Source organism: Nocardia cyriacigeorgica (assembly GCF_010858045.1).
Lineage (GTDB): Bacteria > Actinomycetota > Actinomycetes > Mycobacteriales > Mycobacteriaceae > Nocardia > Nocardia cyriacigeorgica_E.
Genome location: NZ_JAAGVC010000010.1, coordinates 141,826 through 153,513, shown reverse-complemented (window position 1 = coordinate 153,513; position 11,688 = coordinate 141,826). Strand labels below are relative to the sequence as shown.

Annotated in this window: 8 protein-coding genes; 6 read left to right on the top strand and 2 right to left on the bottom strand. The window is 68.4% G+C overall.

The genetic code is table 11. The annotated features are described in order from the left end of the window. Positions 1-57 precede the first annotated feature (57 nt). Positions 58-1,035 carry an ABC transporter permease gene (locus GV790_RS12765; protein WP_163813558.1) on the bottom strand — a complete coding sequence of 326 codons (978 nt, stop codon included), beginning with the start codon at positions 1,033-1,035 and terminating at the stop codon, positions 58-60. Positions 1,036-1,207: 172 nt separating this feature from the next. On the opposite strand from GV790_RS12765, the gene GV790_RS12760 reads away from it, so the two are divergent. Then, the gene (locus tag GV790_RS12760; RefSeq protein WP_163813557.1) at positions 1,208-2,047 is read left to right on the top strand and encodes an HAD family hydrolase; all 840 of its coding nucleotides are present in this window, start codon (positions 1,208-1,210) and stop codon (positions 2,045-2,047) included. A gap of 201 nt (positions 2,048-2,248) precedes the next feature. Here GV790_RS12760 and GV790_RS12755 read toward each other — a convergent pair whose 3' ends face one another. After that, on the bottom strand, positions 2,249-4,468 hold the full coding sequence (locus GV790_RS12755) for an N-acetylmuramoyl-L-alanine amidase (protein ID WP_163813556.1): 2,220 nt from the start codon (positions 4,466-4,468) through the stop codon (positions 2,249-2,251). Positions 4,469-4,768: 300 nt separating this feature from the next. Between GV790_RS12755 and GV790_RS31650 the strand changes: the two genes are divergently transcribed. From GV790_RS31650 to GV790_RS12730, 5 genes are all read left to right on the top strand, one after another. Next, complete coding sequence (locus GV790_RS31650) at positions 4,769-6,211, top strand: LGFP repeat-containing protein (protein ID WP_425343116.1); 1,443 nt, start codon at positions 4,769-4,771, stop codon at positions 6,209-6,211. Positions 6,212-6,321: 110 nt separating this feature from the next. Next, positions 6,322-7,095 (top strand): MerR family transcriptional regulator, encoded by a 774-nt coding sequence (locus GV790_RS12745; protein WP_163813554.1) that lies wholly within the window; start codon positions 6,322-6,324, stop codon positions 7,093-7,095. A 144-nt stretch (positions 7,096-7,239) separates the two neighbouring features. After that, positions 7,240-7,893, top strand: a complete 654-nt coding sequence (locus tag GV790_RS12740; protein ID WP_163813463.1) for a hypothetical protein — start codon at positions 7,240-7,242, stop codon at positions 7,891-7,893. Positions 7,894-8,479: 586 nt separating this feature from the next. After that, positions 8,480-9,709 (top strand): UDP-galactopyranose mutase, encoded by a 1,230-nt coding sequence (gene glf, locus GV790_RS12735; protein WP_163813553.1) that lies wholly within the window; start codon positions 8,480-8,482, stop codon positions 9,707-9,709. A 41-nt stretch (positions 9,710-9,750) separates the two neighbouring features. After that, a complete protein-coding gene (locus GV790_RS12730; RefSeq protein ID WP_163813552.1) occupies positions 9,751-11,685 on the top strand; it encodes a glycosyltransferase in 1,935 nt (644 codons plus the stop codon). The last annotated feature ends 3 nt before the right edge of the window (positions 11,686-11,688 follow it).

Below are 11,688 nucleotides of genomic sequence, written 5' to 3'. Positions count from 1 at the left end.
TGGTGGGATTCCCGGGCCCTACGTGGTTACGCAAGCTGCCTCCTTCGGGCCTGACGCTCATCCCACACGCACCCTGGGATCGAGAATCGCGTACACGATGTCGGACAACAGCCCCGACACCAGCACCACCAGACCCGCGAACGCCGTCACCGTGACCACGACGTACAGGTCCTGGGCATTGATCGAATCGACCAGCCATTCACCAACGCCGTGCCAGCCGAAGATCTTCTCGGTGAAGGTGGCGCCGGTGATGAGTCCACCGAGGCTGTAGGCGAACAGCGTGGCCATCGGGATCAGCGCGGTGCGCAGGCCGTGTTTGTAGAGAGCCTTGCTCCTGGTCAGCCCCTTGGCGCGGGCGGTGCGGATGAAATCGCTCTGCAGCACGTCGAGCATGGCGTTGCGCTGGTAGCGGCTGTAACCGGCCATACCGCCGAGCGCAAGCGTCAGCGTCGGCAGCACCAGATGCTGGAGCCGGTCCACCAGCTGCGCACCGAAGCCTTCGATCGTGCTCGCCGAGGTCTCGCCGGTGTAGAGGAAGATCTGCTGCCCGGTCATCGAATTGATCTCCAGCGCACCGTATTTCAACAGCGTCGCGAGCAGGAAGACCGGTGTGGACAGAATCAGCAGCGACACGATCGTGGTGAAGTAGTCGCTGAATTTGTATTGCCGGATCGCCCCGGCCGCACCGATCAGCACGCCGAGCACGGTGCCGACGATCGAACCGATGATCAGCAACCGCAGCGAGACTCCCACCCGGCGCGGCAATTCCTCGCTCACCGGCTGCCCGGCGAGGGTGGTGCCGAAATCTCCTTGCGGGATGCCCTTGATCCAGGTGAGATAGCGCTGCGGGATCGGCTCGTTCAGGTGCAGTTCCTCGGCCTTGGCATCGATCACCGATTGCGGCGGCCGCGGATTGCGCTGTTCCAGGCTGTCGAGCGGGCGAAAGGTCAGTGACGCCAGGCTGAACGTGAGGAATGACGCCAGCAGCAACAGCACGACATAGTTGAGCGCACGTCGTAGCAAAAAGCCGGTCATCGGTCCCCTCGAGTCCAGGTGTAGCCCCCGATCATAGGGAGCCACCGGCCACCGCGCGCGCCCGACGGGCAACCAGCGTGTTCATCGTTCGGCAAACTCGAAGACCGGTGGCCGGGCAACCCGTCGGCGTGCCGGGTGGGCGGCGCGGCGGCGTGCGCGGAAAGACAGCACAATGGAATGGGTGACCCGTGTGCAGCTGCCGAAGCCGGAACTCGTCGCCTCCGATGTGGACGGCACCCTCATCGACCCCGACGAGCGGGTCACCGCGCGCACCAAAGCCGCGGTCGGCGCCGTCGTCGCCGACGGTGTGCCGTTCGTGCTGGCGACCGGCCGCCCGCCGCGCTGGATCGGCCCGGTGGTGGACGGGCTCGGCTTCGCGCCGCTGTGTGTGTGCGGCAATGGCGCGGTGATCTACGACAGCGCCGCCGATCGGGTGCTCACCAGCCGGACTCTCGATATCGAGACCCTCGGCTGGATCGCCGACCTCGCCGAGGAGGTGCTGCCGGGGTGTGGTCTGGCAGCCGAGCGGGTCGGTGCCAGCGCCCACGACGCGGTGACACCGCAATTCGTCAGCTCCCCGGAGTACGAACACGCCTGGCTCAATCCGGACGACACCGCCGTCGCCCGGCACGAGGTGATCGACGCGCCGGCGATCAAGATGCTGATCCGGCTCCCCGGCGCCCGCAGCGGTGACATGCTGGCCGCGCTCGCCCCGATGGTCGGCGAGCGCGCCGACATCACCTATTCCACCGACCATGGCCTGATCGAACTGTCCGCGCCGGGCGTCACCAAGGCGTCCGGCCTGGTGATAGTGGCCGAACGGCTCGGCATCGACCCCGCAACGGCCATCGCCTTCGGCGATATGCCCAATGACATCCCGATGCTCACCCTCGCCGGTCGCGGCGTCGCCATGGCCAACGCCCACCCCGAGGCGATCGCCGCAGCCAACGAGGTGACCACGACCAACGCCGAGGACGGTGTGGCGCGAGTGCTCGAACGCTGGTGGGTGTGATCGCGGGCTGGAACTGCCCGGGCGCGTGCGGCCGGGAGGAGACTGTTTTCGCCCGCATCTGAGCGACAAGTCTCGCGATTGTCGCTCAAAGGCGGGCGGAAACCTATACCTGGCCGGGACCTATACTGGCCCGGAACTGCGGTCGGGTGGCCGATCGGGCGCGTGGATCTCGTAGCCGGCTCGGCACACTCAGTTACCCGCCTAGCCGTTCTCGGGGGCGACTGGCGGGGCTACCTCAGGTGCGGGCGCTTGGCCGACCTCGGGTGTGGACGGCTCCTCGCTCGCCGGGCCGGGTGCCTCAGCGGGCGGTGCCGCCTCGGGTGCGGGCGCTGCTTGCGGAGCCGGCGCGGGCGCTCCCGGAGCGGCCGGGGTTCCCGGTACCGGAGCAGGCGCCCCCGGAGCGGCCGGGGTACCCGGTACCGGTGCTTGCGCGTCCGCGGGTGCGGGGGAATCGGGCGCCGACACCTGGTCGGGCCGGTTCATCTCCTCCTGATAGGTGTCGTTGTAGGTCTTCCACACCGTGGTGACGATGCCGGTGACCTGGTTCAGGATCAGCGATCCGTACTGGAAGTCCTCGCGCAGGCCGTCGGGGACGGGGTAGGAGTTGCCGAGCGGCAGGCCGAGCACGCCCGCGTCGGCGCCCAGTTCGAGGAAGCGGTCGAGGATCTTGCCGACCACCTCGATGGCCTGCCCGTCCGGCGTCGAATACACGTACCCGTTGACGAACTTGGCGTACTGCTGACCCTGCGCGGCGGGCAGCGGCTCGGAGGCGGCCTGACCGAGCGGGCCGTCCGGTCCACCCTTCGACGCCCAGTACTTGGCGATGATGTTGTCGTTGACCATCGTCAGCAGCTTGGCCGTGAGGTTGGCCAGCGCGGCCACATCGGACTGCACCTGGCGCGACGGCGGCGTACTGCCCGACGCGCCGGGCGCGCCCGCGGCGATATCGCGGATCCGGTCCATCTGCGCGTAGGCGGCGTCACCGGGGCAGCTGGTGTTGCCGACGTCGCGGTGGGCGAACACGATCGGCAGCCGCACCTCTTCGCCCTGCGCGTACGGGGTGAACTCGGTGCCCTCGGAGTACATGGTGGTGTAGCCCTTCGGGTCGAGCCCGGCGATCTTGGTGCGCCAGCCGACGAACCGCCCGACCGCGTTCAGCATGGAAGTGGACGGTGTCTCGGACTCGTAGTTGCCCATCATCGCCACGCCAGAGGTGTTCTCGTTGAACCCGCCCGCGTGCGCGCCCTGCACCGGCTTGTCGAGCCCGCCGAAACGACCCTCGAAGATCTGGCCGTACTTGTCGACAAGGGCGTGGTAGCCGATGTCGCACCAGCCGAGGGTCTGGGCGTGATAGGTGTAGATCGCGCGGACGATACCGGCCGATTCGGCCTTGCTGTAGTCGTTGCGGCCCGCGGTGTGGTGCACCGTGACACCGCCGAGGCCGTCGTCGTAGGTGGGGGAATCGCAGCGGATGGATTCGTCGGCGCCCCATTGGTTCCGGGTGATCACCGTCGGCCCGCCGCCGGGCAGCGCGGCGGCGACGTCGTTGAGCGCGCCGTCGATGGCGCCGCGACCCGGATCGATCAGCACCGCTTTGAGTTCGGGTTCCGGCTCGTCGACGGGCGCGGCGGCCGGCGTCGGCTGGATGGGGGCGCCGTGATCCTGCGGCGCGGGCGCCGGTGCGGGCTTGCGCGTCACCAGGACCTGCACGGCGGTGGTGTTGCCGACGTAGATCGGCTCGGTGCCTTCGGTGCCGGACGGTGCGGCATTGTCGGCGGCGCCGGTGTCGATCGGCTCGGTCTCGTACCAGGGGCCCCAGGTGCCGTCGGGCTGCTTGGCCCGGATCATCGCCTTGGTGTTCAGCAGGTCCTCGGCGGTGAGGGCGACGACGCTGAACGGCGTGTCGCGGGAAAGTTCTTTGACTTGCGCGCCGACCTCCGTCATCAGCTCGGGCGGCACCGCGCCCGGTGCGAGGGCGGGGGTGTTCGGGTCGGCGCCGAGGGCGGGGTCGGCGATGAATTGCGCACCGGTGGGCAGGCGTCCTGGGACGTTCTGAATCTGCGGTGCGGAGGGTTGACCGGAGTCGAACTGGGGTAAGGGAATCTCGCTGGGTAATTGGATGCCGGGCGGTAGCGGAAGCCCGGGCGGCACCGGAACCGAGGCGGGCAGCGGAATCTTGCGCAAATCGGAAAGGCGCAGGTCGGGCAGGTTGAGACCGGTCAATTCGCGCAGCGGCAGCACGATGTCGGGTGCGGAATTCAGTACCACTTCGGCCAGCTGCGCGGGGACGGCGGCGAGCTGGGTTTCGTTGGCGGTGCGGTAGTCCGAATCACTGGGCACGAGGGCGGCCAGCGGCGCCGCTACCGCAAGTGTGGTGACAACCGGGAGCACGTAGGAACGTTTCGGTTTGCGGTAGGGCACGAGCTTCTCCCATCGGGTCGAACCAGTGATCCGAGTGCATCAGTGCTTGCGTCGAGATGTCCCAAGGATCACACTAGTCACAAATTTCACATCTCTAAACCTCTTGTTGAGGATTATGTGTGCTCGAATGTAGCTCTCGGATCGTGGCCGGTCTAAACGACATGCCGACAGGCGCCGAACCCTGTCCGGTCCTTGGAAACCAAGGGGAGTGAACGGATGCCGCAACGAAACGACCGCGCTCGCGGGTTCTTGGCGCAACGCGTCGAGAATGCGCTGGCAGCGCCGCATTTACCGCAGTCGATGCGCCGGCGCCGAGGCAGGCGGAGTTCGTTGCTGGTCGTCGGCGCGACGGCCCTGCTCGTCGCCGGCCCGCTGGTGCTGTGGACCGGCGACGAGGTGTATAGACCGCTTGCCGGGCCGGGCCACGGCCGCGGCATGAGCCAGCACGGCGCGCTGCAGAACGCACAGGACGGCTGGACGGCCGAACGCATCCTCGGGCACTACTACCCGGGCGCCACCCTCGGCGCCGTCGGCCCGACCACCGTCGCCGTCCGGTTGATGGCACAGGACGACTCGACCCTCGACGCCTACGCCGAGGCCGGCGCGCGGGTGGCCGGCCGGATCATCGGCCCCGGCGAGGTCGCCCACCTCACCGCCCTACCGGATGGCGGCGCGAATGTCGTGGTCACGAGCGGTTGCGACGGCGAGGTGCTGTGGCAGACCTCGACCGCGGATCCGTGGATCTACCCCGTCGATCCCGCTCCGGCCCGCCCCGCCGCCGAGCACCTGACCCTGTGCGGTGGCGGCGCGTACCGCGGTTCGCTGGGTGTGGCCGGCGAGGACGGCGCTGCGCGCACGGTGAACCGGGTCGACGTGGAGGACTACCTGCTCGGTGTCATCCCGGCCGAAGTGCAGGCCAACTGGGCCGACAAGGGCGCTGCCGAGGCCCTGCGCGCCCAGGCCATCGCGGCCCGCTCCTACGCCCTCGCCGAGACGCGCTACCCGTACGCGCAGACCTGCGACACCACCGACTGCCAGGTCTATCCCGGTACCGCAAAGGAAGATCCGCGCACCGCCGAGGCCGTCGCCTCGACGGCGGGCATGGTGCTGCTGCGCGACGGGCACGTCCTGCGTTCGGAATACTCCGCCGCACCCGACGGCGGGCAGCCCGCCGACATCCAGACCTTCGAAGTCGGGCCCACCCCCGCCGAATTGAGCGTCGGCGCACCGCCGCCCGGCCCCGCGCCGCGCACCAGGACCTCCGACACCGAATCCCCGATCGACGCCGAATACGCCCGGATCGGCGGTGCGGAGAGTTCGGTGGGTGAACCCATCGGGCCGGAGATGATCCTGCCCGAGAACGCCGGGCTGTACCGGCTGTACAGCAATGGCGTCATCATCTACACGCCGACGCTCGGCGCGCAGGTCGTGGACTTCACGACCCTGCTCGAGCTGGTGCCCGGCCTGGCCGATTCGGCGCCGGGCAGCGCCGAGCCCGGGGCCGCACCAGGAGATCCGGCCGGCCCGGCTTCGGAAACACCGGGCGCGCCGGCACCCGGAACCCCGGCGGCACCGGCCCAGGGCGACCCGGCGAGCGCTTCGGCCGCGCCCGGAGGACCCGAGGTGCAGCGAACACCGACCGGCGCAACCCCTGAGGTGCAACCGCCGGGCGCGGCGGTGTGGTCGGAACTGCCGACCGAAGCCGACGTATTCGGTACACCTCGGCCACTCGGCGGCGCCTGACCGTCCGCTGTGATCCACGCCCTGAAGAGGCGGTGCGATCCAGCTTGACCTTGACGTAACGTCAACTTGCAAGCTGGTTGCACCGCCTCGACAGGGAAGGAGTTCAGGTCATGGTCGCGGGCACCCGGACCGGTGAATGGTCCATCCAGGATCTGGCCAAGGCAGCCGGTACCACCAGCCGCACGCTGCGCCACTACGGCGAGCTGGGGCTGTTGCCGCCGAGCCGGATCGGGACCAACGGGTACCGCTATTACGACCAGGACTCTCTCGTGCGGTTGCAACGCATCCTGCTGCTGCGAGAGCTCGGCCTCGGCCTGCCGGTCATCGCCGAAGTGCTCGCCGGGGAGCAGGACGCCACCGCGGCACTGCACACGCACCTGGAACTGCTTCGGCAGGAACAGGATCGGATCCGGCGTCGGATCGAGTCGGTGAACTCAACGCTGCGCAAAATGGAAAGAGGTGAAAAGCTCGTGGCAGCAGAAGTTTTCGACGGGTTCGACCACACCAGGTACAAGGACGAGGTCATCGAGCGGTGGGGCAAGGACGCCTACGAGAGCGGTGACCGGTGGTGGCGTTCGCTGAGCGAGGCCGAGAAGCAGGCCTTCCAGCAGACCCAGCTCGATATCGCCGCCGATTTCGGCCGGTCCCATGCGGCCGGTCTGGATGCCGGAAGCGATGAGGTGCAGGCCATCACCCAGCGCCACTACGAGTGGCTGACCGGGGGTTACCAGGGCAAGCGCCCGGGCGCCGACCATTTCGCCGGACTGGGCGAGATGTACGTCGCCGACCCGCGTTTCGGGCAGAACTACGACCGGCACGGCGAGGGCACGGCCGAGTTCGTCCGCGACGCCATGCGGATCTACGCCGACCGCAACCTCCGATAGCCGAGGGGCAGCCGGATCGGGTCCGGCGGTCAACGGTTTCGCCGACGCCCGCACGGGGAACCTCCCGCGTGCGGGCGTCTTCGGCTCGCTCGCTGTCGGGACCGCACGGTAGAGTTCCGGCGACATCGAGAGGGGGGACGTCCCATGAGTTATCCCTATGGTCACCCGGGTCAGGGTCGGCCCGGTTACCCAGCGCCGCACAATTACGGACCGCCGCCCGGTTACGGCGCGCCGCCCGCGTACGGGCAGCCGCCGGGCTACGGCTACCCACCGCAACCGCCGCAGCAACAGGCAAGCGGCGGAACGGGAATCACCGCGGGCATTCTCGCCATGATCTGCGGTGCGCTCTACGTCTGGGGCGTCATCCGGGCGGTGCAGCTGACAAACCAGCTGGGCGCCCCCGTGGTGAGCGGCGCCCGCCGACGCGGCGGTGGCGGCAGCAGCTCCCGCAGCGACGTCGACATCGACCTCGATTTCTCCCAGAACACCGCCGACATCATGCTGTGGCTGACCGGCCTCATCGCCTTCCTGATGCTGCTCGGCGGTCTACTGCTGGTGTGCCGCACCAAGTTCGGCCGCGTCACCGTCATCATCGCCAGCGCGCTCGCCCTGATCAACATCGCCTGGGCGATCAGCATCATCGGCACGATGGTCGGCCAGATGTTCCTCGACCTGGCCCTGGTGGTCGCCGTCCTCATCCTGGCCTCCCTCAGCGCCACCGGCCGCTGGATCCGCGCCCCCCGCACCCCGGCTCTCGCCGCCCCCGCCCCGATGTACGGGCACTACCCGTACCGGTAGGCCCGGCTCGCTCATCGGAGACGGAGCAGCTCGGCGAGCGCCGTGAATACCTGACCCAGCAGTGGCGGTGCCTGCACGAGATCGCCGGGGCCGAGTAGGTTCCGCCCGCGCCCACCGTGGGCTCGTTGCAGGTCACCCCGGAGCGCCGCGCGTTCGGCGCCTTCCGGTGCCGCGCACGATCGGTGGACACCGGAGTCGTTCGTGCAGCGGAACGGCAGGGTGCGGCTCCACCTGCGTGCCCGCTTCGACCAGCGCCGCACCAGTTCGCCGTCGCCGGTGTAAGCCCCGCCATACCGACGTGGAGCCTGGTCGAGCGGTGATGTCGGGGCCCGGCCCGTCCTCTCGTCCGCACCGCAGCGCGTCGTCCTGGCAGCCGTGCGGTCGTGTTCGGGTTCACCGCGGTCTTCGCGGTAGTCACGCTCGGCCGGAACCGGTGGATCCCACCCGGCAGAGGTTGTCACCGGGCGCCCGGACGGTGCCTCGGCGCAGGTGACGAGCACGGGAAACCGGTGGCAGAACGCCTGCCGGATGCGCACCCCGCGACTCGACCCGGACCTCACGGGGAAGTCCGATACTCTGGGCTCCCGTGACCGTCGCATCGTCCCCCGGTAACTCCGCGTCCTCCGATTCCACCTTCGACCTGATCGTGGTCGGCTCCGGCTTCTTCGGGCTGACCGTTGCCGAACGCACCGCCACGCTGCTCGGTAAGCGGGTGCTGGTGCTCGACCGTCGCCACCACATCGGCGGTAACGCCTATTCGGAGCCGGATCCGCAGACCGGGATCGAGGTGCACAAGTACGGTGCGCACCTGTTCCACACCTCGAACAAGCGGGTCTGGGATTACGTCACCCAGTTCACCGAGTTCACCAACTACCAGCACCGCGTGTTCGCGATGCACAAGGGGCAGGCCTACCAGTTCCCGATGGGACTCGGGCTGATCTCGCAGTTCTTCGGTCGCTACTTCACCCCGGACGAGGCCAAGGCGCTGATCGCCGAGCAGTCCGCCGAGATCGACACCGCGGACGCGCAGAACCTCGAGGAGAAGGCGATCTCGCTGATCGGCCGCCCGCTCTACGAGGCTTTCATCCGCGACTACACCGCCAAGCAGTGGCAGACCGACCCGAAGGAACTGCCCGCGGGCAACATCACCCGGCTGCCGGTCCGCTACACCTTCGACAACCGCTACTTCAACGACACCTACGAGGGCCTGCCCAAGGAGGGGTACACGAAGTGGCTGGAGAACATGGCCGCCTCCGACCTGATCGTGGTGCGGCTGAACACCGACTGGTTCGACGTGCGTGAGGAGATCCGGGCGGCGAATCCGGACGCTCCGGTCGTCTACACCGGCCCGCTGGACCGCTACTTCGACTACGCCGAGGGCGAGCTGGGCTGGCGCACCATCGACTTCGAGACCGAGGTCCTGCCCACCGGCGACTACCAGGGCACTTCGGTGATGAACTACAACGACGCGGACGTGCCCTACACCCGCATCATCGAGCCGCGCCATTTCCATCCCGAGCGCGCCTACCCGGAAGACAAGACCGTCATCATGCGCGAGTTCTCCCGCTTCGCGCAGACCGGTGACGAGCCGTACTACCCGATCAACACGCCGGAGGACCGCGCCAAGCTGCTGGCCTACCGCGAGCGCGCCAAGAACGAAACCGCAACGGCCAAGGTCGTTTTCGGTGGCCGTCTGGGCACCTACCAGTACCTGGACATGCATATGGCCATCGGTAGCGCGCTGAGCATGTTCGACAATGTGCTCAGGCCGCATCTGGAATCGGGCGCGCCGCTGACCGACAGCGAGCAGGCGTAGGTGCGCAGGCCCCGAATCCACGCCGCGACCACAGGGAACGAATGACCTCGCAACCGATTCTGGAAGAGATGACGACCGAGACCCGAGCCAAGGCGCTGCTGCAACGCATCATCCTGCCGCGGCCGGGCGAACCGCTGGACGTGCGGACCCTCTACCTGGAGGAGTCGCCGACCAACGCCCGTCGCGCGCACGCACCGACCCGCACCTCGCTGTCGGTGGGCGCGGAGTCGGAGGTGTCGTTCTGCACCTACTTCAACGCGCTGCCCGCCAGCTACTGGCGCCGCTGGAGCATCCTGAGCTCGGTGGTGTTGCGGCTGGAGCTGGCCGGGCACGGCCGTGTCGACGTCTACCGCTCCAAGGCCGACGGTTCCCGCATCCACGTGCAGGGCCGCGAATTCGCGGTCGAACCCGGCGCCGACTCGACCTTCGTGGAGTTCGAGACCGAGCTCGCCCCGTTCGAGGACGGCGGCTGGATCTGGTTCGACATCACCACCGACACCGCGGTCACCCTGCTGGCGGGCGGCTGGTATGCCCCGGTCGAAGCGCCCGGCGACGGCAGCATCGCGGTGGGCATGCCGACGTTCAACCGCCCGACCGACGCGGTGAAGACCCTGGCGGCGCTCGGCTCGGATCCGCTGGTGCTCGATCAGATGAAGGCCGTGATCATCCCTGATCAGGGCAACCGCAAGGTCGTCGACGAACCGGGCTTCGCCGAGGCCGCGGCGGTACTCGGGGACCGGCTGGCCATCCACGATCAGCCCAATCTCGGCGGTTCCGGCGGCTACAGCCGGGTCATGTACGAGGCGTTGAAGACCACCGACGCCCAGTACATCGTCTACATGGACGACGACATCGAGATCGAACCCGATTCGATCCTGCGCGCGCTGGCCTTCGTCCGGTTCGCGAAATCGCCGATCCTGGTCGGCGGGCAGATGCTCAACCTGCAGGAACGCTCACATCTGCACACCATGGGCGAGGTCGTCGACCGCGGCATCTTCATGTGGACCGCGGCGCCCAACGTCGAGTACGACCACGATTTCTCCAAGTACCCGCTGCGCGACCGGGACAACTCCAAGCTGCTGCACCGGCGCATCGATGTCGACTTCAACGGCTGGTGGACCTGCGTCATCCCGCGTCAGGTCGCCGAGGAGCTCGGTCAGCCGCTGCCGCTGTTCCTGAAATGGGACGACGTCGAGTACGGCCTGCGCGCCCGCGCCGCCGGCTATCCGACGGTCACCCTGCCGGGCGCGGCGGTCTGGCATATGGCGTGGAGCGACAAGGACGACGCCATCGACTGGCAGGCGTACTTCCATCTGCGCAATCGCCTGGTGGTCGCCTCGCTGCATCTGCCCGGCGACGGCAAGCCGATGGTCGTCAACACGATCAAGGCCACGCTCAAGCATCTGCTCTGCCTGGAGTACTCCACGGTCGCGATCCAGAACGAGGCGATCCGCGATTTCCTCGCAGGCCCCGAGGGCCTGTTCGACCTGCTGCCGAGTGCGCTCGGCAAGATCCACGCGATGCGCAAGGACTACCCGGACGCGGTGGTGCTGCCGTCGTCGACGGAGCTGCCGATGGCCAGCCACCACAGCGTCGGCGCGGTCGGCGAGCCCGGTAATCCGCTGGCCAAGGTGGCGCGCCTGGCCAAGGGTGTGGTGCACAACTTCCGCAAGGTCGATCCGGTCAACCACGACACCCCCCAGCTGAACGTGCCGACGCTGGACGCCCGCTGGTTCCTGCTCTCCCAGGTCGATGGCGTCACCGTGACCACGGCCGATGGCCGCGGCGTCGTCTACCGCAAGCGCGATCCGCGCAAGGCGGCCGAGCTGCTCAAGGAAGCGCTGCGGCTGCGCAAGGAACTCACCGCCCGTTTCCCGGAGATGCAGCAGCGCTACCGGGCCGCCCATGCCGAGCTGACCAGCGCGGCCGCATGGGAGAAGACCTTCGGCGTCAGTCAGAACGGAACCGAGAAGTGAACG